General features: G+C 42.3%; 16 protein-coding genes. 8 read left to right on the top strand and 8 right to left on the bottom strand.

The features are described 5' to 3' along the window. Positions 1 to 115 precede the first annotated feature (115 nt). The 3 genes from ACH6CZ_RS06365 to ACH6CZ_RS06355 are packed head-to-tail and all read right to left on the bottom strand — an operon-like array spanning position 116 to position 4,210. Complete coding sequence (locus tag ACH6CZ_RS06365) at positions 116 to 1,243, bottom strand: response regulator transcription factor (RefSeq protein WP_374096594.1); 1,128 nt, start codon at positions 1,241 to 1,243, stop codon at positions 116 to 118. Next, the gene (locus ACH6CZ_RS06360; protein ID WP_374096593.1) at positions 1,218 to 2,975 is read right to left on the bottom strand and encodes a cache domain-containing sensor histidine kinase; all 1,758 of its coding nucleotides are present in this window, start codon (positions 2,973 to 2,975) and stop codon (positions 1,218 to 1,220) included. The genes ACH6CZ_RS06365 and ACH6CZ_RS06360 overlap by 26 nt, the downstream gene beginning before the upstream one ends. Further along, on the bottom strand, positions 2,972 to 4,210 hold the full coding sequence (locus tag ACH6CZ_RS06355) for an ABC transporter substrate-binding protein (protein WP_374096592.1): 1,239 nt from the start codon (positions 4,208 to 4,210) through the stop codon (positions 2,972 to 2,974). The genes ACH6CZ_RS06360 and ACH6CZ_RS06355 overlap by 4 nt, the downstream gene beginning before the upstream one ends. 249 nt (positions 4,211 to 4,459) lie before the next feature. On the opposite strand from ACH6CZ_RS06355, the gene ACH6CZ_RS06350 reads away from it, so the two are divergent. Further along, positions 4,460 to 4,852: a 5-methylcytosine restriction system specificity protein McrC gene (locus ACH6CZ_RS06350; RefSeq protein ID WP_374096591.1), complete on the top strand. Its 393-nt coding sequence runs from the start codon at positions 4,460 to 4,462 to the stop codon at positions 4,850 to 4,852. Positions 4,853 to 5,024: 172 nt separating this feature from the next. Here the strand turns inward: ACH6CZ_RS06350 and ACH6CZ_RS06345 are convergent, their stop codons facing one another. Then, positions 5,025 to 6,578, bottom strand: a complete 1,554-nt coding sequence (locus ACH6CZ_RS06345) for a hypothetical protein (RefSeq protein WP_374096590.1) — start codon at positions 6,576 to 6,578, stop codon at positions 5,025 to 5,027. Between the two features lie 177 nt (positions 6,579 to 6,755). Between ACH6CZ_RS06345 and ACH6CZ_RS06340 the strand changes: the two genes are divergently transcribed. Continuing rightward, entirely contained in the window at positions 6,756 to 11,594 is a 4,839-nt protein-coding gene (locus tag ACH6CZ_RS06340) for an AAA domain-containing protein (protein ID WP_374096589.1), read from the top strand. A gap of 33 nt (positions 11,595 to 11,627) precedes the next feature. On the opposite strand, the gene ACH6CZ_RS06335 is transcribed toward ACH6CZ_RS06340, so the two are convergent. Together ACH6CZ_RS06335 and ACH6CZ_RS06330 are read right to left on the bottom strand one after the other, a co-directional pair. After that, positions 11,628 to 12,122, bottom strand: a complete 495-nt coding sequence (locus ACH6CZ_RS06335) for a YdbC family protein (protein ID WP_374096588.1) — start codon at positions 12,120 to 12,122, stop codon at positions 11,628 to 11,630. A gap of 169 nt (positions 12,123 to 12,291) precedes the next feature. Beyond that, positions 12,292 to 12,939, bottom strand: a complete 648-nt coding sequence (locus tag ACH6CZ_RS06330; protein WP_374096587.1) for a lysozyme inhibitor LprI family protein — start codon at positions 12,937 to 12,939, stop codon at positions 12,292 to 12,294. A 101-nt stretch (positions 12,940 to 13,040) separates the two neighbouring features. Here ACH6CZ_RS06330 and ACH6CZ_RS06325 point away from each other — a divergent pair, with 101 nt between their 5' ends. The 5 genes from ACH6CZ_RS06325 (at position 13,041) to ACH6CZ_RS06305 (ending at position 22,708) form a co-directional block, all read left to right on the top strand. Then, a complete protein-coding gene (locus ACH6CZ_RS06325; RefSeq protein WP_374096586.1) occupies positions 13,041 to 14,972 on the top strand; it encodes a DNA/RNA helicase domain-containing protein in 1,932 nt (643 codons plus the stop codon). Between the two features lie 100 nt (positions 14,973 to 15,072). After that, positions 15,073 to 16,089, top strand: coding sequence for a Wadjet anti-phage system protein JetD domain-containing protein (locus ACH6CZ_RS06320; protein WP_374096585.1), 1,017 nt, complete (start codon positions 15,073 to 15,075; stop codon positions 16,087 to 16,089). Beyond that, positions 16,077 to 17,591, top strand: coding sequence for a replicative DNA helicase (locus ACH6CZ_RS06315; protein ID WP_374096584.1), 1,515 nt, complete (start codon positions 16,077 to 16,079; stop codon positions 17,589 to 17,591). Before ACH6CZ_RS06320 ends, ACH6CZ_RS06315 begins: the two co-directional genes overlap by 13 nt. After that, positions 17,572 to 18,309 (top strand): DUF6063 family protein, encoded by a 738-nt coding sequence (locus ACH6CZ_RS06310; RefSeq protein WP_374096583.1) that lies wholly within the window; start codon positions 17,572 to 17,574, stop codon positions 18,307 to 18,309. The genes ACH6CZ_RS06315 and ACH6CZ_RS06310 overlap by 20 nt, the downstream gene beginning before the upstream one ends. After that, positions 18,296 to 22,708, top strand: coding sequence for a hypothetical protein (locus tag ACH6CZ_RS06305; protein WP_374096582.1), 4,413 nt, complete (start codon positions 18,296 to 18,298; stop codon positions 22,706 to 22,708). The genes ACH6CZ_RS06310 and ACH6CZ_RS06305 overlap by 14 nt, the downstream gene beginning before the upstream one ends. Before the next feature lie 341 nt (positions 22,709 to 23,049). On the opposite strand, the gene ACH6CZ_RS06300 is transcribed toward ACH6CZ_RS06305, so the two are convergent. Next, positions 23,050 to 24,216, bottom strand: coding sequence for an Abi family protein (locus ACH6CZ_RS06300; RefSeq protein ID WP_374096581.1), 1,167 nt, complete (start codon positions 24,214 to 24,216; stop codon positions 23,050 to 23,052). 116 nt (positions 24,217 to 24,332) lie between these two features. After that, positions 24,333 to 24,812 carry a 23S rRNA (pseudouridine(1915)-N(3))-methyltransferase RlmH gene (rlmH, locus tag ACH6CZ_RS06295; RefSeq protein WP_374096580.1) on the bottom strand — a complete coding sequence of 160 codons (480 nt, stop codon included), beginning with the start codon at positions 24,810 to 24,812 and terminating at the stop codon, positions 24,333 to 24,335. A 140-nt stretch (positions 24,813 to 24,952) separates the two neighbouring features. On the opposite strand from rlmH, the gene ACH6CZ_RS06290 reads away from it, so the two are divergent. Beyond that, positions 24,953 to 26,368, top strand: coding sequence for an RQC-minor-2 family DNA-binding protein (locus ACH6CZ_RS06290; RefSeq protein WP_374096579.1), 1,416 nt, complete (start codon positions 24,953 to 24,955; stop codon positions 26,366 to 26,368). The last annotated feature ends 15 nt before the right edge of the window (positions 26,369 to 26,383 follow it).

Here is a 26,383-nt window from a genome sequence, read left to right as displayed (position 1 = left end):
GCGCTTCCATGTATTCATCATAGAAAAATGAAAGCGCTTTTAATATGCGGCATTTCTCTGATCCATGTTGAAATTCTTCCACACGAAAAAAACAGCCGCCAAATGTGGCAGCTGCTTAGCCGGAATGCGCTTTCCGGTATTGACTCGGTGTCATATTCATATGTTTTCTGAACACCTGACTGAAATAACGCTGGTCTGTATAGCCGACGATCTCAGCGATGCGGTACGTCTCAAGCGTTGACGTTTTAAGCAGCATGCAGGCATGCTCAATCCGCTCCGCTCTTACGTATTCAAGGAAGGTAATCTGATGCTTCTGCTTGAACAGCTGGCTGAAATAGCTCACGCTGATCCCCGCATGCTCAGCGACTTCTTCAATGCTTAAATCCTCTTTGAAATGCTCTTTGACATAAGCTGTTGCTTTATCAATTGTTTCAAATGCATTTTCTTTTGCTGCGTAGGTGTCAGTGACAAGGGCTGCTGTGATGACTGGTGCATCAGTAAGTGACGTGTATTTTAAGAGGCGCTTTGCTTCATCTGCAGCTTTTCTCGCAGCACCGGGTCCGGTTTCAGCGTCTGCGACGATCCACCTTGTTTCTTTAAAATGCTGTGAGCCATCTGAGGCAAGCTGATGTGCTACCTGTTCAACGGCTTCACGCTCAGTTCCTTTTATGAGAGCAAGCGTCAGATTTGAATCCAGTACGTATACGTATAATTGATGTGGCAGCTGCTGCAACCACTGATCCACCTTACCCTCACCATGGCGGATCATCAGCGCTGCGTAAAAGTCACTCTCAAAAGCCGACTCCGCGCCAGTCACGACCTGATCATAAATCCGCTGGCGCTCGCGATCGTATGCTTCTCTTCGATGCTGATGAATCGTCTTCACCGCACCCTCAATACACGTCTCAAGCTCCTCATAATCTATCGGCTTCAGAAAATAATCAAGCGCACTGTACTTCAGTCCCTCTCTCGCATACGTGAACTCATCATAGCCGCTCAGCAAAATCGCAAGCGGGCGGTCCTCCCACGTATAGATCTCCTTCAGCACCTCAACCCCTGTCATGCCGGGCATTGAAATATCTGTCAGCAAAAGGTCAATCCGTTTACTGCGCAAAATCTCTAATGCATCCAGTCCATTTCCCGCAGTCGCGACCACCTGACAGCCAAGCGACTCCCAGTCAATAATCCCCTGTAAATTCTTTAGAATCAGCGGCTCATCATCCGCGATCATCACGTGAATCATGGTGCTCACCTCCCCTGATTGGAAACGTAATTCTGATCGCTGTCCCGGCTCCGTCACCAGAACACACCATCATTCCATACGGCTTTCCATAATACAGCTCCAGGCGCTTATGGACATTTTTCAGTCCGTGCCCTCCATCTTCATGTTCTGCTTCGACCCAGGTTTTGAGCACGTCCTCAGTTAACCCGCGGCCATTATCTGTCACAAGCAGATAGCCCTGCTCACCGTCCTGCCAGCCCCTGATAGAAATACTGCCTTCTTTCCCCTGAGTAAAAGCATACTTAATACTGTTTTCAACGAGCGGCTGTAAAATGAGCTTCAGCACAGGCGCAGACTGCAGCGCTTCCTCCACTTCCACATCAAACGTAAACGCATGGTCATAGCGGATCTTCTGGATCTCCAGGTAACTGATCACATGGCGGATCTCATCCTTCACCGTTACCTCAAACCCTCCGTTTATACTGATCCGGAGCAGCTTCCCAAGGTTAATCGTCATCCTACTGATCTCCCGCTGCCCATTCATCGCAGCCAGTGCGTTAATCGATTCCAGCGTATTATATAAAAAATGAGGATTAATCTGCTCCTGCAGCACTCTGAACTGCGCCTCACGCTTATACTCCTGCTCGACTTTCACGTCATCAATCAGACTGCGGATTCTCGCGATCATACTGTTAAAGCCGTTTGAAATGTTTCTGAGTTCAGGCAGCCTGAACGTCTTCATCTCCACATCAAGCGAGCCCTGCTCCACCTGCTTCATACTGCTCAGTGATTCATGAATAAAGCGGGACACGCGGCCAAGATACAGCCAGTTAAATAAAAGCGCCAACAGAATCGCCCCGACAAGCAGCCCGATTGTGGCATTCCTGATCCAGATCACTTCTCCTGCAAGCGCACTCCACGGCTGGATGGAGACCATCATGAGGGAATCATTATTCAGCGTCGTAAATGCTGAAGGAATATATGTAAGCAGACTCCGCTCATCATTCCACTCACTCAGAAAATAACCGGTTGTATTCTGTTCAAGTGATCCAAGCTCATCAAGATCAAGCCTCTCCCCGATCCGTTTATGGTCCAGCGCATATAAAATATCGCCACGCTGATTGATGATATACTCCTCAGACGGATTCCGGACGAACTGCTCGAACAGCTCATCAAACAGGCGGATTTTAATGTTGATGACAAAATAGCCTAGATCCTCAAGCGTATTGACGTCCTTGATGACCCGGCCCTGTGTAAGCAATGGCTCAACACCAGTGGACCAACCACGGTTCATGGCAGGCGTCATCCAGACAGGCCGCCCCTGACTTGCTGCCATCTCTTCTCTAAAAGCGGAGCGGCTGAATGCAGCGTAAGATGGCACTGTAGCCTCTCTTAAGTTCAGCACATCTCCGTCACTGCTGTAGACGACAAAGTCATCCACCTGGGCATTTCCATACATGAGCCCGGCGATCGACTGTTCATCCTCATACAGATCAACAAGTGACGCTGATGCATTCGTTTCGATAAATGACTGGACCTCAGACGATGAAATAATAAAGTCTGAAAAGGTGTTTACCTCAGAAACCGCTTTCATCAGATTTCTATCAACCGCCCTCAGCGTCTGTACCGTCTGATCACTGATATTAGACTGCAGCGCAGACGATGAAAAGTAATAGGATACGCCGCCGAGCACGGCAATCGGCACAAGCACAAATCCTAAAAACGCAAGCAGCATCTTACTCCGGAAGCTCATGGCCGCTCACCCGCCTCACGCTGATACTGCTCAAACATCTCTTCAAGATCCGCTAAATAACCCTCAATATCCTGATCTGCTAAAAACTGAAACGTCTGCGCGCGGTAATCCGTCTCAGCAGCCGTCCCGCCGTCCCAGTAATGATTCGGCCAGTTCACAGCCTGTCCCGCCTGAATCTGCTCCTGCAGCTCAGTCGTTGCCGGATGACTCAGCTCAACGCCCTGAATCGTACTGATCGAGCCTTCAAAATTGGAGATACGTGAAGCCTGCTCCTCCTCAGTCAAAAAGGAAAGAAACGCTTTAGCGACTTCAGGATGTGCAGTTGAAGAAGAAATCGCAATCCCAATATCCACGCCGCCTAACACCGGGTTCTCCTCAAGCTCATCCGCCGGAAAAGGAAAGATTCCGTAATCAAGTGAAGGATTAATACTCTCAATGAGCGGCAGCGCCCAGGTACCCATCACATACATCGAGCCTTCCTCTCGCGCAAACCGTCCGCCTGCCTGCGTATAGCTATCCTCGGATGCTGTTTCCTGCGCATATGGCAGCACAGATAAAATCTTCTCAGACAGCGCCTGCCATTCTTCATTTCCTTCAATCTCATACGAGTCAGCCTGCCAGTAATCCTCAGAAAACTCATTCGCCACAAAATTCATCGTAAATATCCCCGACTGCTCCACATCCCCATTTGGCATAATGAGCGGCGTGTGCCCTGAAGCCTTCAACGTCTCCATCGTTTCAAGCCACTCATCCCATGTCTTCGGCACAGAGAGACCCAGCTTCTCAAAATGACCCTTATTATACAGCACACCAACCGCATTCTGCGTCAGCGCGATCCCATACATCCGGTCATCAACGAGATACCGCTCCTGAATCGAAGGCTCCACACGCGACACAAACGACTCATTCGTCACATCCATCAAATACCCCTTCTCCGCACGAATCACATAATCCTGTTCAATCGGATACGTCACAAACAAATCAGGCACATCCCCCCGCGCCATCCGCGTCTTCAGCACCGTCATCCCACCCGGCACAACCACCTGCCGGATATCAACGCCAGGATTGTCCGCCTCAAACTCCTGAATAAGCTCATCAAAAAGCGGTTCCGTTTCTACTTTTGGCGTATAGAATTCAAGCACAGCCTGGTCGTTGGATGGTGTATTTACTTCGCCATCGGGTAGGCCGCAGGCGGATAGAAAAATAATGATTAGTGGTAGCATGAGCTTTTTCATGGATTCACCCCGGGAGTTTGTTGGTTTTATTATAGGGGTGGTGTTTGGATTTTGGAAGTGGGGGTGGATTTTATTGGGTAGGGAATTGCAGGTAGAGACTTAATGAGTAGAGGATAAATAGTGATTTTGATAACTTTGCTCTGTATCAAAATTTCTCACACAATTGATATTTGCTGGTTTTATATAAGATATATTAATTGTGTGAGAATTGTGTTTGACACAGGGTCAATCTTTTAAAATAAATATTACTTGAAAAAATTTAATGATGACATAAAAGTATTAAACCAACCGGACAACGAAAACTCACTTTATATTCAAGGTGAGGTAAAACCGGATATTATTATATGCGCACAGAAAAATGATAAAGTTGTTGCGGTGTTAGATGCAAAATATAAGCGTTTCAAGAGAAAAGAAATTAATCCATCTTTTGTTAGATCAGATCGATTACAGATTTTAGCCTATGGACTGATTTATAATCCATATCATATTGGGCATATTTTTCCCGGTATCATTTCTGGCCATCATTTAACACAAGAAGTAACTAATAGTAATATTGTTTACCATGAAATGGTTTTGGGAGCCGATAGTAATCAGGAGACAGATATTTGTTTAGATTTTTTGGATGACCGAAGCAAAGCATAGATTTAGTGACCCTGTGTTAAATTCAACTTTATCCATTTTGTCAACTTAAAATTGGGTGGAAGTTGTATCTGACACAGGGTCGTTTATTTTATCTCCTTGGGCTATAAAGTAAAAAAGGACCCTTGTGTAGCCCATAATTCTACTATAGGGCCCTATTATTAATTAGTTTTATTTATGTTGTCGGCCATTCAAAGCTGTGGTTATAATAGTGATTCTTTAATTTGGCGAGATCATATTCCCATTCTCCTATCGCATATGAATACTTAACTTCGCCATTTTTTTGTCCTTTACGCATTTTTACATTGTAAGCAATCGTATAAGCCACTCTACGCAACCCTAGCTCTACAACAGCTCTTTCTAAGATACTCCATCTCTTCTGTCTATTCATTTTCCCACTAATATGATAGCCAGTTTTACGTAGTGCACTTTGTTCATTTAAGGTCTGATCCTTATTCTCTTCAGTTTTCTCTTCTTTAACTTCAGTGCTTGGCCAGCTAAATTGACGAAATCCCGTTGTGGAAACCTTAGGTGCCATGCCATATTTGCTTTTTATATATTTGATATCACTCTGGGTCATTAATACATCTTTCGAACTGACATCCACATAGACTTCTTTTTCTATAAACTTATCTGGTGTTTCTGATATGCTGCTCCTGTACAGTGGCAAGTTTACAATTTTGGTTTTAAACCCATAGTATTCTGTAAGACGCTCATCCCATTCACCGGGGAGTAGGTAAATAGGGTTCATCGCTTTACTCTTATTGTGGGGAACAAGGTCATTTAATGTTTTAATAGCATTGACCTTACGAAGAATCCACATTGATTCATGATCTGTAAAAACAAGTCCCTCTTTAAACTGTTCTACCTTTTGCTCAAGATCTTTTTTATGATAGGTATTATGCTTGTAAATATATAAATACAAATTTACTTCTGGTAAATTATAATTTATTTGATTTCCGGATTTCCTCATTAACTTTTCATCTTTTTCGTTCATATAGCTATACCATAAAAAGAATGAAAATTGCTTTGGCGATAGAGAATACTTTATGTAATCCCACTCAACTTCAGCAATATGTTCCATGGATACTTCCAGAATTTCAAATAATGAAAAATGCTGTAACACTCTTAAGTAATGTGCAAGTATTTCTGGCTCATTAAGTATGAGTATATGGTCAAATAACCAATCTGCATTTGCTGCCAGCATCCTTTTGATTTGACCGCTCAGTTCACTCTTATACATACATCTGAAGAAAATCAAAATTTCAGTTAACAAACGATCAAATTCTTCACTATCTTCCATAGAACACTGTTTTAATGAAGATCTTAAAAACTTAACAAACTCATCATTGAACTCTGCATTCTTTCTATTTAAAAACTCTTCAGGTTTAGATTGTACCCGCTTTAGCATTGTGACGATTAAAGGAATATCTTCATTTTTAAGCAGATAATTGCATACAGAAAGGAACAGGTCTTCTTCTTCTCTACTTTTAGGGTAACAAAGCTGATCTATTAACTCTTCATTCACCCCATTGAATAACCAGCCAATCTGTCTTTCAGAGACTATAGACTGATTTTTATATTTGTCCATCTGCTTTTCATATGAATCAACTTTGCCTTCCAACGACCGTATTTTATTTAGTAACACTCTTTCATTTTTTTCATATTCTTCAATTAATTGATTGATTTCAGTATCAATTAATCCCAATATTCTTTCCTTTTTATTCATAACCATTCCCACCTTTGCTTAAATATTATTATCAAAAACAAAAGGTTGAATTGCAATGGATAGCAGGGAATTTTATACTATTAAAATATCCTAAAGTATATATTTCCCTATTACTCCTTATAAACCATTCATCAATGTTATACTATAGGACAACTATTAGATATCTGGGTGATAAAAATGGAAAATGTATCAGTAAATCAAAAAACGAAGCGTTTGTTTGAATATATAAGTGATTTATCTAAATTACGATTTAAGCCAATTGCGACACTTGATCAGTATGAAGAAGTGATGTTTATTACGGATTTACCGAATGAACCTGAATGTAAAAGTGTTTTCACATCAAAAGTCGAAGACTGGCTGTATGTTAAACGGCCACAACGGTTAGCGAAGTTACATGTCCCTGAAGGCCTGGAGAAGTGGGTCACACTTGATCACGATAATTACACAATAAAAGTGCGGGATTCAGTGACAAAAGAAGTGATAAACGATGAAGGTGAAGTAGAAACAAAAGTTACAAATCTCAGTGACCTTCCAGAGATAAATGAAAAAGTGAATCAATTTACAGCTAACGAGTGGGAAACATACAAAACAGAAGGACTTCGCAGAAAAAAGATACAGGAAACCTATGACCACCTTTTTGACTTGTATCAACAGCTGAAGAATAATTCTGAGACATTAGAACTTGTCATTTCAGCTGGGCTTCTGCAATGGAAAACCAAAAAAGGAAAGCTGGTAAAACGCCATGTGCTTTCTTCTGAGACAGAACTGACATTTAATAAGGAATCAGGTATTTTCACGATTATGCCTTCAAGTAAAGGGCTTCAATTCACGTATGAAGAAGATATGCTCGAGGTCGAAGATCAGTTATCGCGTAAGGACCTTCAGGATGTGCAAAAGCAGATTGAACAGCTTGAATCTATTGATCAGGTAGAAGATTGTTTTGACTCTGCTCTTTCTATGATTGCTCATGGATTAGATTCACAGGGGTCTTATCAACAGACTTATAAAGTTCCGAGAATTGAAGGTGAAAACCCAATTGTTTCACTGTCTCCTGCATTTGTTTTAAGAAAGAAGGGTCAGAAGAATTTCCTTTCCGCCTGTGAAACGGCAATCGAACAAATTACTGAACTTGAAGAAGACCAGATCCCGCAAAATATTGCGAACATGGTAAATAACGAAGTGATAAATGAAGCAGATTCCGAAGGTGACCAGCCATTCCGTGAACAACAGGAATTTTACTTTCCACTCGCTTCAAATGAGGAACAAAATAGAATTATTTCAACACTTTCACACCGTAACAGCGTGCTTGTTCAAGGTCCTCCTGGAACCGGGAAGACACATACAATTGCGAATTTAATTTCTCACTTTTTGGCTTCCGGTGAAAGAATTCTAATCACCAGTCAGACTGCTAAAGCTTTGGATGTACTGAAAGCAAAACTGCCGGCAGGACTTCAGAATCTGACGGTCAGCCTGCTGGGCGGAGATTCTGCTTCAATGAAAGACTTGGAAAAAGTAGTAGATACGATTTCTTATAACAAAGAAAATATGAACCTTTCCGAGAATAAGAAAGTGATCGCTAACAGTAAAGATGAGTTGAAGGAATTGCGATCACAATTAGCCAAAACAAAAACTGAACTATTTGAGCTAAGAGAGAAAGAAACCTATAAGCACAACTTTAGTAAAGTTTACTCCGGTACAGCTTCTCAAATAGCAGAAAAAGTCTATACAAACAGAAGCGAATACAATTGGTATTCATCGTTTGTTACAAATGATACACCGGACGAACATGCATCAGATGAGCAGAGCTTGATTAAATCTTACCTGGAACTGTTCCACCGGGATATTACCATTCCTGAAGATTATTCAACTTATATCTATCCAAGGTTATCTGATGAGTTTGATAGCAAGACTTTACTTAAAATGATCGTATCAGAAAAACAGTATGCTGAAGAATACAAATCACTCTCTGAAGATCAATCTGCTTCGTTAGAGGCTATCAGCGAACAGATCCCGGTGCATTCTCATGAACGAATTTTAAACCATGTTGATGAACTTGAAGCAAAGAATAGTGCGATCCTTTATCATTCATTCCCTAATCTTCAAATTATTGCTGAAGATATATTTAAAAATAGAGGATATATTTGGGTTGAAGTTAATAAAAAAGCAAAAGAATATTATCAGCTCATTTTAGATAATAAAGAACTGGCAGATGTGTCTCTATTGGGCAAAGGAAGTCTCAGCACTGCTGTCCTATACAAAATGAGTGAAGACTTACATGAACATGTAAGTTCAGGCGGCTCAATTGAAGGCTTTCTCATTAAACCTAAAATTGTACGTGATTATAAAACTCAATTAAAAGAAGTCAGCTATAACGGTAAACCGATTAAAACTGATACAGAACTGCAGTTTCTTGTAAGTGCAGCAAGAGTATTATACGCAAAAGAGAAAGTTAAGGAGTTATTGAGCCCGCATTTCGACAGCCACCTTCAGGATCATTCAGTTACCTATGTGACTGAGTTAAACCATCTTATCAAGCAGATTGATCAAGTGCTTGAATTAGAAGAGTTGAGAGAGGAATTTTTCAAGTTGGATACTTCTATCAGAAAAGATGAACTATCCTATAACCGGGCAATTCAATTAAGACATGACATTAGGCGGATTCAGACCAAAACTGAAACAGAAAAAGCTTCTGAACAAATTCAGCATATGATCAGATTAATTCGTGATGCTGTTTCAAACCAGCTTAATGTTCATCCTGTGTATGAGCAGCTGATCAATTCCGTTGAAACCAGAAATCATAACGGCGTCAGTCAATTAATAAAAGAGTATGTACACTACCAGGAAATTGTTGAGCGGGATGCCGTGCTGAGTGACCTGCTGAAAAAGCTGGATAGATTGTCCCCTGCACTTAGAAAAGAATTGGAGCAGAACGCTGACCTAACAATGTGGGAAAAGCGTCTTCAAATTTGGAATAAAGCTTTCGAATGGAAAAAAGCCAACCACTGGGTGAAAGAGTTTTCTAACAGAAGTGAGCATGTACTGTCAGAAAAATATGATCAGATTGAACAGGGTATTAAAAACCTGTTAACGAACACCGGGGAAACAAAAGCCTGGTCACATATGATCGAAAATATGACTGACCAGCAAAGTAAGCACCTTAAAGCATGGGCACAACAGGTTAGAAAGATCGGTAAAGGCACAGGAAAAAATGCAGTCAAGCACAGAAGAATTGCACAGGAACATATGGAACAGTGTATTGATGCTATCCCTGCATGGATTATGCCTTTATATCAGGTGTTCGATAACTTTGAAGTAAAACCAAACCTTTTTGACGTAGTCATTATAGATGAGGCCAGTCAGTCCTGGCATGATGCATTACTTTTAAAATACCTGGCCAAAAAAATGATTATTGTTGGTGATAATCAGCAGATCAGTCCTGATATTATCGGGGTGTTAGATGAAGATATTGAGCGCCTGAACAGAAAACATTTCACTGATATTGATTTTGCATTTGGAAAGGACCTGGACCGGAAAGCATCGTTTTTTGATATTGCATATATCATGTTCAAAGACACGATTACGCTTAGAGAGCACTTCAGATGTATGCCTGAGATTATCGGCTTTTCAAATCAGATCTCGTATCAAAACAAACCGTTGATTCCTTTAAGGCAGTACCAGGCCGACCGTTTAAAACCTTTACAGTCGATCTATTTGCCGCATGGCGTCAGATATGGCAGTTCAAGTACTGCCTATAACGAAGAGGAAGCTAACGCGATTGTAGAAACAATTGCGGGCTGTGTGAATGATCCTGCTTATGATGGAAAGACATTCGGAGTGATTTCTTTACTTGGTAATAATCAGGCTAAGCTTATTCAAAATAAGTTAATTGAAACACTCGGTGCTGAGGTAATGGAAGATAGAAAAATTATCTCAGGGGATGCCTATGACTTCCAGGGAGATGAGCGCGATGTAATTTTCTTATCCATGGTAGCGTCGGCGACAGGTCAAACACGCTTGACTGCTCTGACAGATATGAAGGCCCGCCAGCGTTTTAACGTTGCAGCAAGCCGTGCAAAAGATCAGCTGTGGCTGGTGCACTCCCTGACTGTAAATGATATCAGCAACCGGGACTGCATGCGTTACCAGCTGCTTTCTTACTTTGCTAATCCGCTTAAAGAAGAAACAGAATCTAACCGTGAAAAATGTGAAAGTGAATTCGAAAGACAGGTATTTGACCGCATTACAGCACGCGGCTATCAGGTCATTCCTCAATTTGAAGTGGCAGGCTACAGACTTGATCTGGTCGTTCAGGGAGAGAAGTCAAGACTTGTCGTTGAATGTGATGGTGATTACTGGCATACCTCACCGGAAGACCAGGAGCGGGATTTCTTGCGGGAGAGAGTACTCCAGCGAGCAGGCTGGCACTTCTGGAGGGTTTTGGGCAGTACATTCTACCATGACCCTGAAAAAGCACTGGAAAGCCTCTGGAATAGACTTGAGGACATGGAGATTTATCCTTTTGCAGAGTGGGGTCAGCAGGTAGCCACAGATGATTCAGAAGAGCTCGTATCAGAGGTGACGGAAGACAATAATCATGACTTCTCAGATTCAGATTATCTCGACCTGGAGGATTTTGAAGATGATGAAGATGATTTCTCTGATTTTGATGATGATGAAGACCTGACTGACTTTAAAGAAGTTTCGGAAGATGAAGATGATGAAGAAGTTGCAGTCACAGTAGAAGATGATCATGTTACTGAGCTGTCAGAGGAAGGTGTCATGGAAGAAAACCGAGATCCAGAGGAGCTGCTCAAGGATCTAAAAGAAGCCGGCTATAAAGTGATTGACCACCGCTCCCTAACAGAGACGATCTGGCTTGTCGGAGGCCATGAGCTTGATTCAGTGATTGAAGAATTCGCTGCTCAGAATATCATCTTCAGGTTCAGAGAAAATGGACACAGCGTCACAAATTATGAACCTACCTGGTTTGCAAAGATGAAAGTCAAAAAGAAATAAGACATTAAAAAAGGAGCTGAAGCAGCTCCTTTTTTAATCAAGTTCAGGCATATCATTTAACACATTCTTCAGTTCCTGTAACTCAGACAAGGTAAAAGTCACACCCTTACCCATCTTTTCATGATCAGGAGACCAGGAGCGAATATCATACTTCGGCTCTCCCTCATTCCAGCTGATTAAAGTCAGTTCCTTCTTCCAGTCTTTACTTCCTTCAGAAAGAACTTTCAGGACTTCTATGACTTCGAAATTAAGGTTGGACATGTGATCATTATAATCATTAGGTTGTTCATTAACATCTTTATTTGTTAAATACCATGCTGGCCGACCACCTGTAGACCGAGACCCTTTCTCTGAAAAACAAAAATATAATTTGTGTTCTTTAAGGGCAGAGAGTTGATTTTCCAAAGATGAATCACCCAGTATCCATAAGACGCCTTTTTTGTCTCGTTTATCAATATATTCAAGACCTTCGCGCTCAAGGTATTGAAATAAAAAAAATGTATTTTTAGATGTACTATTTTTACCCATTAGATCCCCACTTTCTCAATAAATGTTTCAATATATTAAAAACCATATATCTACTATTTTATTAAAAATTGCACTTAAGAGTTTGTCAAAGCGTCCAAGCCCTTTTAGTCGGGAATATAATTCATGCTGTGTCCTTTTAATTGTTGATTCATACCATTGAAACATCATTCTACAAATAAGTCATCACAAACCAATAACATCGCTCCCTCGTATAATTCAAGCTTTCTGAATAATACATAATATCCTCCCAACTACCGCCTGCGAACTCTGAAGCAGCCGCTGCAGCTGCTAGATCTCGCTCTTCTATCCAGGAACGCTGGGAATCTCTAAGAACTAAAAATTCCTCTTCTGAAAGTATATTTTTTAAAACCCCATAGATTTCATTTAACAGGCTATCCCAGACTTGCAATTCAGCATACACACCTTCCCTAACCTGATGGTCATTACCACTTGCCCAGCTTTCTGCAATTGCTTCTTGTTGTAAAGCTGTTTCATCTAGACGATTCATATAGTAATCAAAAACTCTCTGATTTTCTGAGAGCTTATTTTCCGGTTCTGATGGAGGGGTAATTTTAACTTCTTTTGTAACTGTCTCGTTCTCCTCTTTCTTCTCTTCAAATCTTACTAATTGTACTGTAAGCTCCTTCTCATCAATTTCTGATTCGCTGATGCTGTGAGGAGTACCTTGATAGAAGTCAGCAGACCTTTCTGGAAAACCATGCAAAATAAAGACAACTGCGATAATAGAAGCGACTGTCGTTATTCCGATGACCACAAAATACGACACCTCTGACTTTTCAGAATTTGATTGCCCCATATAATCTCTCCGTTCAATTGAGTTACAGACTATTATACTATATAGTAGAATTAAAATTACATATTTCTGGGTGAAATACTACTTTAAAGAGGTGATATCCCTTGATCATATACGAAGCCAGCAAAACCGAATTCATATCCGACGTAACAAACGAACTCCTCGTCGAACGCCTATATGAATCCTACCAACAGAAAATCGGCCGTACATCAAAAAGCGAAATCAATTCCTGGGAAAACTCTCTCCATAGAATGTCGAATGTGATGCAGGATGACGACATTCCAGATGATACGGCGGTAGCCATTGAGTTTAAGATTCCAAACACTTCTAAGCGTGTTGACTTTCTTATCGCAGGTCATGATGGAAAACAGGATCATGTGGTGGTTGTGGAACTGAAGCAGTGGTCTGAGGTTGAAAAGGTTACGGGTAAAGATGCGCTGGTTTCTACCTACCTTGGTGGTGGCAAACGGACTGTTACTCACCCTTCCTATCAGGCATGGTCATACGCAGCGCTGATTGAAGATTTTAATCAGAACGTCCAGGACCAGCATATTCTGCTGAACCCTTGCGCATATTTACATAACTACAGGCAGACTGAAAGTGATCCGTTAACTGATCCACACTATGCAGACCATATTGCGAAAGCACCTGTTTTTACAAAAGGTGAGATTCAAAAGCTGCGCGACTTTATTAAAAAGTATGTTCGTTTTGGTGATCGCAATGGACTGATTTATCAAATTGAGCATGGTAAGATACGCCCTTCAAAATCTCTTCAGGACTCACTAGCTAAAATGCTGAAAAGTAATCAGGAATTTGTATTAATTGATGAACAGAAAGTATTTTATGAGGAAGCTCTTAGTCTTGCGTTGGATAGCATTCAAACTGGTCAGAAGCGTGTGATGGTGATCGAAGGCGGTCCAGGGACAGGTAAGTCGGTGATGGCTGTCAATCTGCTCGTGAACCTGATTAACGAAGAACTGACTGCACTGTATGTATCCAAAAACTCCGCACCACGGAACGTCTACGCCTCGAAGCTCAAAGGCACGATGAAGAAAACACAAATTGATAATCTCTTCAAAGGCTCCGGCAGCTTTACTGAGTCTGAAAAAGATGAATTTGATGTCCTGATTATTGATGAAGCTCACCGGTTGAACGAGAAATCCGGTCTGTTCGCTAACCTTGGAGAGAACCAAGTGAAAGAAGCCATTCATGCATCTAAATTTACGATCTTTTTCATCGATGAAAATCAGAAAGTAACATTAAAAGATATCGGCAGTATTGATCTGATCAAACAATTTACTGCAGACATGAACGCTGAATTGATCGAAGGTAAACTCACCTCGCAATTCCGCTGCGACGGATCAGATGCCTATATCGCTTGGCTCGATGATGTCCTGCAAATTCGTGACATCGCAAATGCAAATGATCGTGGCGTTGACTATGACTTCAGAGTTTATGACGACCCAAATCAAATGCTGGCTGATATAGAGGAACTAAATAAAAAGAATAACAAATCACGCATGCTCGCAGGCTACTGCTGGGAATGGCCGAAAAACGGACGTAACAATACCCTTCACAAAGACATTGAAATCCCTGAACACAACTTCAAAATCAGTTGGAACCTCTCAGATAGTATCTGGGCAATTGAACAGGATTCTGTAGCAGAAGCTGGTTGTATTCATACTTCACAAGGTCTTGAGTTTGATTATGTTGGCGTAATTATAGGTCCGGATATCAGTTTTAAAGATGGCGAAGTAATCACTGATTTTACAAAGCGTGCAAAGACGGATCAGTCATTAAAAGGGATTAAGACGATGGCTAAAGAAGATCCGGAGAAGGCTCAGGCTTTGGCTGATCAGATTATTCGTAACACGTACAGGACGCTGATGACTCGGGGGCAGAAGGGTTGTTTTGTTTATTGTACGGATCCGGAGTTGAATGATTATTTTAGGGAGCGGTTGAATAAGTCGGTGGATTATGAGGATTTGTCACCTGGTAAGGCTAGTTTGGCAGCGGAAAACAAAGATGAATATTAATCTTAGGGACGGAATGTTCAATACTCCGTCCCTAAAGCAATAGACACCGTGCTAAAATTATTTATACACCCACACACCAACCCACAAGGAGAATTCCAAAATGAACAACCTAACCCAACCATTACGCCAATACAAAAACTCAACAATCACCCTCGACGAACTCGAACGTCTGATACGCACCGATGTCCCTACATACGAAGCATTTGCAGCACTCGTACTTGAACTCGAGGAACAAGGCGTCCTCTCCATTGTTAAATCACAGGGAAGAAACACACGCAGACCGTCCCTTGCCTACCGCTACCGAATCGATAAACGTCCGCTCCAGCAGCAGTTCCATCAAACATTAAAGCAGCACCGTCTACTCCTCCACTCATCAATTCAGCTTGATGCATACTTTTCCCTGGATTCAGTCGACTGGGAAGAAGATGTACCTTACATAGAAAAAATCGATGTGTACCTAAAGCAATATGGATTTCCGAAAGAAGAAGTCCCTGCTCCTGAGCGAAGTGTATCGCTGGTTGGCGATGAAAAGTGGATCACTGAACGAAACGGAAAAGCGCTGCTTGAGCGAATTGGCTTGTGGGAGGCGATGAAGGTGATGCCTGTCTCAGATCCGCTCATGTTTGCACTTAATCCACGGACCATTCAGCAGCACCGTCACTATCATTTAGTTGTTGAGAATAAAACAACGTATCAGGGCCTGCTTGATGCTTTACCGGAGACCCTTTTTACAACACTGATCTATGGATGCGGGAAGAAAATCATTAAAAGCATTGAACAATTCGACCGTCAATTTCCGGTTGAGGGCGAGCACATTTTCTATTATTTTGGCGACCTTGACCTCGAAGGTCTCTTCATCTGGTATCAGCTCAGCAAAAAACAAACTGTACATCTCGCAAAACCTTTTTATCTGGCATGCCTTGAAAAACCCGTGATGAAAGGAAAGACGAATCACCGCAGAAACCATGAGGCGGTCGAAGTATTCCTGGCACACTTTACTCCGTCTGAACGTAAACAGATGAATGATGTACTTGATCACGGAGGCTACTATGCTCAGGAAGTATTGATGAAACATGAATTGCAGCACATATGGAGGGATGCGGCATGGACGGATTAGAGAGTGTAACTTCAGGCTACCGGGAACGGATGCGGCGTCTTGCGTTATTTGATCCGCTCTATGAATTAGACCGGAGGCAGGATAAAGACGCCCGTCAGAAGCCGATTGATATGAAGGGCTTTGGACTTTTGGCGCTACTGTTTTTCTTTGAAAAGAAGATCATTAGAGATTTGAAGAATGGTTCAAAGGAGCTCGCGGAATACTTAGGCAGCATCAGCCGACTTGAATATGAACTGCCGCCAGATCAGCTGGAGAAGCTGGCCCAGACGATTATTCAGACTTTTCGGCCTGCTACAGGAAAGAAGCGTGCCTACCCATTTTTCAACTGGGAGACGAAACAGGATGAAGAGATCGAGTACTCGATTTTAAAAGATAATAATTTTGATATAAAGACGAATCGTCAGTATTATACGCTTGATGAAGATGGACTCGAGCTCGTTTTTGCAACGAAAGAGTTCTACAGTGAGTTTCAGCTTTCAATCAACCAGTTAATGCTACGTAAACAGCTGGAAAAAGGTGAGTTCCAGGGTGCACTCAAGCAAATCAATGAAATGCGCCTGAATGTCGAATCACTTCATGAGCGGATGGTCAAACTTCGTCATGAAATTCAGCGCAATATTGTCTCTGAAGATACGTTTGACCGGTATAAACAGCTAATTGAGGATTCACACCTGAGGCTTGAGCGGGAGAATGAAGAGTTTTCAGAGCTGCGTGAGTTCGTCCGGGAAACGCAGGAACGGCTTGCAGAGAAGGATTTCTATAAACGGGAACAGAAAGCGTACGATACAGTCCTGAAGATTCAAAAGCATTTAGAGGAAGTGCATTACCAGCACTCAGATCTTCTTACACAAAGCATTGATTTGAAAAACCATACATTAAAAGCTGCGCAGGAATCGCTTTATTATACCGGCATTGAAGCCTTTAATTTCGATCAGGATATCACGGCGACAATTATTGCGGGTCCGCTTCCACTTGAAGCATTGAAAGGTGTCCTGCATCCATTTCTCACCGTACAGGAGGAAAAACGGTGGTCTCCGCTCACCCTTTTCGCTGAGCAGAATATCCAGGAAGAGCGCGATGCACCTAACGATGATCGCTTTACTGATGTGCCTTCAGAAGAAGAGGAATCAAAGTATCACCAGCAGTTGAAAACGCTGTATGGCACTTTTATGGAACAGACCCTTGAGGCAATGGAACATGGCGCTCATGACCTCCGGACGATTATAGATGCACTTGATGAAAATGGTCATGGGGAAATCTTCGAAACGCGATACTTTTATGATTTCTGGCTGCTGCTCCATCAGCGTTCACCGCTGAAAGAAGATGCTGTACAAAATGAGGAAGGCAGCCACGTGCTCGATGCGGCACTTGCCCATTTACAGGGACGGGCGCTTGTCATCACGGAAGCAAAACAACTGATTCGGGTGAATGACCGGTTCTCCATTCAAAATATGGATCTTGAGATAGAAAAGGAGGAAGATGATGCATTATCAGGAGGATAAGGTACTGGACGCGTTTGATTTATATACGAAACTTGCACGCGATGGAAAAGCAGGGATTGACGCGGTGAATCTGTATAAAGCGGACGATGAGGTACGCAGTCTGGCAGATCGTTTTGCAGCCCATGTTGATTGTGTACTCATTTTAGCAGGCGACGAGATCTTAATGATTCCGGAAACAAGGCTCTCTCCTTTTCACGTGAACAATGACTATATCAAACGAACTTATTTGAGGTCAGGCGCAACAAACGGTGACATTTACCTGCTTTATTTTGCGACGATTGTATTGTTCGGTTCCTTTTATGACAGCTATCAGACACAGGAACCGACCCGGAATTTCCTCAAGCTTGATGAATGGGTACGGGCAGTGCAGGAACGAATCGAAGTTCTGCGTGAACACGATGAAGAGACGATCCGCTCTTATGAAAAAGAGTTCTCTTACAACTGGTCACTGATCATCGAAAAGTGGGAAGCGATGAATGATATTAAGGAATCGGCGAAAAAGCAGACAGGCAACACGATCAGCCGCCTGAGTTTTATTCATACAGTCCGGAATTTTATGATCGATCAGGAGCTGATTGAAGAGATCGGAAATGATGAAGTCATGCTGACTGAAAAAGCAAAAGCAATTGTGCAGCGTTACTTCATGGAAGTTGAGTATAACAAAGGCATCCTTGAATTTTTGTACCAGTGGGAGGAGGAATCACATGCCATCGATTAGCCGTATCCGGTTCACGAATGTCGTGTATGAAGAAGGCAACAAGCGCTACAATGATGAAATGTTTACATTTGACGGACATAACAGTGCGATTCTGCTTGAAAATGGCGGTGGGAAAACGGTATTCATCCAGGCCGCACTTCAGGCTGTATTTCCACGTGCTGACCTGGCTGAGCGTAAAATCAAACAGACGCTCAACCTGGATGGGGCACCTGCTCATATTGCAGTGGAATGGATCCTATCAGATCAGCCAAGGCGTTATCTCGTGACAGCAGTGTCGCTGTTTTTACATAACCAGAGTCTCGACTCTTATCACTACGTCTATGAATATGAGGCGAATGATGCGCATGCGATTGACCAGCTGCCGTTTGTACGGGAGAACATGGACGACTCAAAACGGGCAGCCTCACGGGACGAAATCAAAGATTACTATCAGGAACGCACTCAGCGCGCCGGCTATCGCGCGGAAACTTTTCAGACGATCAAAGCTTACCGTGAGCACCTCGAGGAAGCCTATCATATCATTGCAAATGAATGGGACAGCATTATTAAAATTAACAGCACTGAAGGCGGTGTAGAGGCGTTTTTTGAGGAGTGTAAAACGACCGGACAGCTGTTTGACCGCCTGTTGATTCCGACCGTTGAGGCGTCAATTGCGGGGCATGATAAAAAGACGTTTGCTGATACGTTTGAGAAAAGACGCGAACAGTTCAAACGTTATAAGTCACTGAAGTCGCAAATTGAAGAGAATAAGCGAATTGAATCGGAGCTTGCAGCGTATGTCAGCCAATTCGAGAGACTGTATGGTAAAGAACAAAGTTATGATACGGCAAAACGGCATGCGAAGGGCTTATTCTGTTTGATTGAAACAGAACGCACAGAGGCTGAAGTGGAAAAATCCCGGTATGAGGGCCAGCTTGAAGAATGGCAAAGTGAAAAAGAGGCGTGGAACAAAGCAGAAGCCTCTTTTAAAGTACTGGACAAACGTGATAAACATGCCGCAGCAGTCAGGAAATCGAGCACTTTAAATGAAGTGCATGAGCGCTCGGAAAATGAATTGCGTGATCTGCAGCATACTTATTACTCGCTAAAATTAGCGGAACACAAGCAGAAGATTCAGACTGCAGAAGAAAAGAAAATACATTTTGAGAAAGAGCTTGAGCGCCTTGATGAAGAGACAGGGGCTGATGAACTGCGTGACAGACTTGATGAAACGCGTGCTGCGCTTCATGGTTATTTTGCAGAAAAGATTGAGGAAACAGCACGTACGATTGACTCACTAAAAATTGAGCAGCAGCCTCTTATCAATGAAATGAACCGGCTAGTTGGACTGTTTGACGCAAGCATGGTTGATAAAGAGAAGGTTCAAGACGAGTTTAGTCAGTATAAAGGTCAGATTCAAATGCTTGAACGATCAATAGAAAGTATCCGTCAGGCAATTCTTAGCAAACCCGATCAGGAGACCGTTGAAGAGAAAGCGGAGGAATGGAAAAAGCAGGAGCAGATGCTTGATGAGCAAATCGTCAGACTGAAGGGTGAGAACAAACGGCTGAATGATCTGCTCACAGAACTTGGTCAACGCGCTGACAACAGTAAGGCAGCACTGACACTTATTGAAAAAGAATTGTCTGAAACAGAAACGAACCTGAACATCTTTGAGAATAAGCAACGTCAGGTCATCGAACAGCTTGGCAGTTATAAGCCGAAGTGGTCCAACCTTGAAGAATTGTATTTGAAAGAAGAATCGATTCAGTCAGAGCTGCGGGAAGCGCTCATCAGGCAGCAGAAAGAGCATGAACGCACACTGCACAAAGAGCGTCTCGCCCTGCGGTTTGTTGATGATTATGGCGCGCAGGACCGCTTTTTTGCTGAACCTTTCATTGAGAAAAAAGTGGCTGACTGGCAGAACCAATTCAGCTTTCTGAATACAGGTGTTCAGTATATTGATAGCCTGGTAGATGTTGATGTAAATCAGTTTCCGTACTGGGCGATTTCTCTTGTGACGACCACACAGGAAAAGGGGTTGCTCACGCGCAAAGTACAGGAACATGCAGCACACCTATCACAGCCGCTGTTCATTTTTTCAACAAATGAGATCACACAGATTTTAAAAGGAGAAATCACTATACAGGAAGGCATTGTACCAGGCCACTGGCCGGCTAATATGGATGTGGATACGTTCCGTGCATGGCAGGCGAACAGGCAGCAGGCAGCTGATGAGGCGACACAGATTCGTAAAATGGTCGAAGATGAGATACAAGTGGTGCGTCAGCTGATCAGTCTCACCCAGGACTTTGTTGAGCAGTTTCCTTATGAAAGAAAGCAGGAGATGATCGAAAACAAACAGCAGCTCACCAACCGAAAACAGTCGCTTGCTGATGAACTGCGGTCAATTGAACAGACAATGACCAATCATCAGGAAGCCATCGCGCGCCACCAGCAGGAGATTGATGACTCCTCCGATAAACTGAATGGTCTGCGTAATAAACTTTCAAAAGCGCTGGAGTATGACAAATATAAGAAAGAAATGAATCACTTGAAAACAAAGCAACAGACGGTCTCAGAGCAGCTATTTGTTCTGGAAAATGAACAGAAGCGAATAAAGCTGCAGCGTTCGAAGTTTGAAGAAGAACTTAATCGTTTGAAAGAAGAAGTTAGCGCTCAAAACTCTTTGAAACAGCAGCTGGAAAACGATCATCTTTTTCAAAAAGTAAAGGATACAACCCCTATTTACACTTCTGCTTCTAGAGACGTTCTTGCGGGTCAATTTGAAGACCTTTTAATTGAACTGAAAGGAATTTCGAAGCAGCGGAGTGAAGTGGAAGCTAATCTTTCGCATGAGAAGAAAAGCGTGATGCGTGAACAGGAAGCGATTGAGGATCTGCAGCGGGAGCATACAAATCTTGATGAAACACTTGTCTTTCCGCTTGATGGGAAAGTGCGTATGCAAAGAATCAGTTCGCGGTTTAGGGAGATGGAAGATCGTCTGAAGCAGTTGAGAGCAGAGCTTGAGAAGGCAAATGGAGAAATGTACGAGTTGAAAGGGCAGATTCAGAACGCGGAATCCTCTTTTGATGAAAGATTCCGGGGTGCTGAACTGGTGTCGTTCTCTATTCCTCTTTCTGAGGTGCCGGACGAGTTAAAAGAACAAAAGAAGCAGCTGGAAGAACGAAAACGATACATTGATCAGCAATTAACAGAGGTTGAAAAACAGCTTGAACGGATCATTGAGGCTGATCAAAAGCTGCAAAAATACGAAGTCAAACACTTATTTCTTAACCAGTCTGTAGAAGCAAAAAATTTGAGTGAGGACGAGCAGCGGGATTATACCTATAACCGCAATACTTTTGTTAAAAATGCTATAGCTGCGCTGAATGATACATTTGATGCGCTGGAATCAGAAAAAGTCAAAGTAGCTCAAGCGAAAAGCCGCTTCAAATTATTCTGCCAGGATCAAGTCACAGACGTGCAAATGCGTCAGATGGCGATTCGCGGCGTAGACAGCAAGACAAAGTATGAAGATGTGATTCAATTTAAACACCATATGAATGAACGCATTCTACGTGCGATCCGCTACAACGAAGAAACCATTCGTGATGCAGATAAGGAACTAGAACAGTTCGTCAGCCATATCCACCAGCACTTAAGTAATCTGACCGATCAGCTGAAAGTGATTCCAAAGAAAACGAAAGTGAAGGTAGATGATACATGGAAAGAAATCTACCATTTCACCATACCTGAATGGGATGAGACGGATGGCAAAGAACAGATCCGGAATCATATTGACTGGATCCTTGGGGAGCTTGAGAAGGATGTGTTCTTCGGAACCAGCGGCGAAGAAGATCATGGCAAAGTACGGAAAGAAATTGAAAAATGGCTGGATTCAAAGCAATTGCTCCGGATTGTCATGAACCAGGAAGTGATGAAAGTGTCATGCCGCAAAGTGACAAACGATAACCGCGTCACAACGAAGCGACACTCGTGGGAACAGACGAATAACTGGTCCGGTGGGGAAAAATGGAGCAAGAATATGACACTATTTCTCGGCTTATTGAAATATATCTCTGAGAAAACACATCACGTGGAGCAGGAAAAAGGCCGCAACCGTGCCGTAATCATGGATAACCCGTTCGGAAAAGCATCAAGTGATCACGTACTGAATCCCGTCTTTTTCATTGCTGAGCAGCTTGGCTTCCAGATTCTCGCGCTCACTGCACACGCTGAAGGGAAATTCCTGCACGATCACTTCCCTGTCATCTACAGCTGCCGCTTGCGCACAGCGAAAGATGCCCAGACGAAAGTAATGACGAAAGAGCGTCATTTGCACACAGCTTATTTCCAGGATCATGCCCCGCGTTCGATTGAGCGTTTGGGTGAAGTTGAGCAGATGGAGTTGTTTTAGGTGGTTAAGTATTAAATTAGATGTTGTTCCACACAATTCAGTTTGAATGAATTGTGTGGAATTTGTTTATTCAAAATGTCTCAATTATGTCCCTTTTTTTGTCCCCATTATTTAACGCAAGCTTTGTATAAATAACTTTTCTTAGTCCGATTTTGTCCCTATTTTCGAATTAGACGCAAAAAAATCCCTGAAACAATTACACGAGTAATAATTGTTTCAAGGATTTAAATTCCTTAAATCTAGAAATAGCTGTTACCCTATTTTCCAGACGACCTTTCGGAAGGGTCTTTCATGTGTTGTTAATATTACCATTTACAAAAAGCAAAATCAATCATAAATACTTATTTTTTCACACTATAGTTTTTAATTATTTTTAGGATTAAATAGTACACTTCACTGAAATCAGAATGGTTTTCATAGTACTGTTTCTTCAATCTACATCTTTCCATTAGACTTACTAGTTCTTTTTTTCTTTCTCGCCTAGTAATCTTTCCATTTACATAATGATCATGCAAATAAAGTAAAGCACTAACATCATGAATTTTAAGGTTCTTTATTTTACCATTTACTAATTTATCAGGTAAATTGCATTCTTGGGTTAAATAATTTCTAACTTGCAGTTTTGGTCGTTTATCAATTGGTAATAGAAACTCATTAGGACCTACAATATTAAAAATGATTGGTCTACTATGTGCTGCCGAATCTCGAATGTTTTTTGAATCTAGCAATAAACTTCTAGCTAGATTTAATTCTTTATATTTATATTTTTTTCGTTGAACATAAAAGTTTATAAAGAAAGAGAGCTGTCCATAAGACATTAATTCAATTAACACCCAAATTGATGGCTTACTTTTTCTTTTACTAATTAAATCATAGCTATAATCCCTTGGCGATTTAAACGAGTCCATTAACTTTTTATCTATTGTTTCATATTTTCTAACTTTCATATCAATAGTTTCTAGAGAATCTTTACTTTTGGATTTAATTAGTCTTTTACGATAGCTTTCAACTTCAAATGCCTTATATTCTTCAACAATTTTATAACCATCTTCATCACTTTCTGTGATTAAATTAATCAATAAAGTTTTAATATTATGCTCAATATCTAAAGATAGTTTTAAAAACAAATAGCGGAAATGCATATCGATTGTTGCTAAATCGTTTAACAATCCAAAATCAACGTTCTTGTATTGACCATTGTCTTTTTTAAAGTTTTTTCTAAAGGCGGTTACTTTATAGTAATAAGTTCGATTTGATAAAATATCTCCAGCTATTCGTTCATCAATTTGATCAAACGTTATACCCTTAAGCTTCAAATAATTTATTTGTTCATAGACTGTAAGGTTTTCTTTATTAATTGCCTTGTCATTCAGGTTATTTTTATAATTAGACTTCTCATCAACCTCTTCTTTAATTACTGTGGCAGCAATTTCATCTTTAACTTCAGATGTATATGACACTGATGACTGTTCGCGGTGAAATGGACCTTCTCTACAAATCCTCTTCAAGAATATTCACCTCCCATATTGTGTGAATAAAAGCACGACTATTATATCACTTAATCAGTACTTTTATCATGACTCCAATGCATAACAAGGTCTCGATGAAGCAATTCTTATCACATTCATTTATGATAAGGCTCGTTTCTAATGATACGGAAACTCCGATAAACCTGCTCCACCAAAATCAATTTCATCAACTGATGCGGAAACGTCATCTTAGAAAACGAAAGTCCAAAATCACTCCGCTTCAGTACTTCATCACTCAGTCCAAGTGATCCCCCAATGACAAAAGCAATTTTACTTTTTCCATAGGTCGCAAGCTTGTCGATTTCTTTTGCCAGCTGCTCTGATGTGAGCTGTTTGCCGTTGATTTCGAGTGTGATGACGTGGGTGTCGGGTGCGATTTTAGAGAGTATGCGCTCACCTTCTTTTTGTTTGACGATTTGCATGTCGGCTTCGCTTAAATTTTCGGGTGCTTTTTCATCAGCAACCTCGATCTCCTCAATGTTGCAGTATGCTCCCAGTCTTTTGGTATATTCAGCAATGCCCTGCTTAAGGTATTTTTCTTTAAGTTTGCCGACTGTGATGATTTGTATTTTCATAATGGTCCTCCGGGTTGTTGTGATGGTATTAGTTTAACATGAATGGGCTGCGCTGGAACTTCCGAGACTATCCAAAATAGAGTCAGTGCTTGCTTGGCTTTATAATGAATTGAGGGGTTAGAAGTTAGGAGTGTTTTACTATGAAACCAGGGGTCAAGATTGAGCCTTATGATAAATTATTGTTTATGCCGGTTGGGCGCAGGTATGCGAATATCCGCTCGATTGGGCATAAGGAGGAGCGTGGGGTGCTGTCCCGTCTGCAGCAGGCGGTTCATCATGCGCTGCCTCAGTTTTCCTATAGAGAGCTTCAGGATATTAAAGAGTTTTTACATGCGGACTGCTGGCGGATGCCGGTTCCCGTGACACGTGAGGAGGAGCTGTATCCTCAGCTGATGCGACCTGAGATGTTTTTATGGCAGGAGCATTCGGCGCAGCGAGGCTTGCCGATTGATGAGAGTTATTTTTACGGGAAGAACTACAGCCGGCTGTCAGCTGAGGGTCTGCATCACCATGTGTCGTATGTGCTGAAGGATTATGCATTTTGTGCGAAGTTGCACCGGATGAAGCGTGAGTACTGGCTGGATCAGATCTATGTTGCGTATAGCCGTCATCCTTTTATAGAGCTCGCAAAAGAAAAGAATCATGTGGTGGAAGCTGTTGAGAAGATGAACAGGTCTTCTCTTTTAGCTGTGTTGAAATATCCTGAGGACATCGCATACTGGCGTCACCGCGTGGAGATTGTGATGCGGCCTTACCGCGATATTCCGGCTGCGTGGCGCTGGGAGATGTGTACGCATGAAAAAGAGCTTGCTGTAGATGGTGAGGCGCTTGTGTGCACGTGTCCGGTGTGTGAGTATGCGGTGAAGTATCACGTGGACGAGGAGCGAATTGAGCTGCGTGAAGAGCCGATGATGGAGCGCACGGTGAAGCGGATCGCAACGATTGAACGCCAGCTGAATGAGATTGCGGCGCAGAGTATGAATGTCGTGGAGGCGCTGCGTGATGTGCAGGATGTGAAGCTTCGGCTGAATGCTTTTAGCGGGAAGCTTGAACGGCTGATTGAGCTAAAAGATGAGCTGGATGTGGAGGCGCCTGAAGTGGTTGCGTGCTATGAGCAGCTGAAGGCGGTCCGGCTGCCTGAGGAGCGTGTGGAGCCGACGCTGATGAGTCTGTCTGAGGTTGTGCTGCCTGATACGAAGGTGCTGAAGGCGGTGCAGCAATGGAAGACGCTTGAGGTGTCTGAGGCGACGCTTGATGAGCTTCTTCATGATTGGACGGCTCTCCTTGAGGCGAACCAGCCGAAGCCGGATGATGTGATGATTGAGGTTGAAGGCTTTCAGGTAACGCGCGCTGAAGTGGAGCGTGTGGAGGCTTTTTTAGATGAAACCGAGCTGACACTGAGTCTGCATTTACTGGCTCAGACCTTGATGGGCGAGCCGACGAATAAGGTACGTACGCTCGGACTGCATGAAACGGCTGTTTTTGGCATGCTTGGGGAATGGCCGGAGAAGTATGTGGTAAAGGCTGTGAAGAAGCTGTTTAAGGAGAAGATTTGAGATAAATGACGCCCG

The organism is Jeotgalibacillus sp. JSM ZJ347 (genome assembly GCF_044383825.1).
GTDB lineage: Bacteria > Bacillota > Bacilli > Bacillales > Jeotgalibacillaceae > Jeotgalibacillus.
This window is presented reverse-complemented; position numbering and strand designations above follow the sequence as displayed.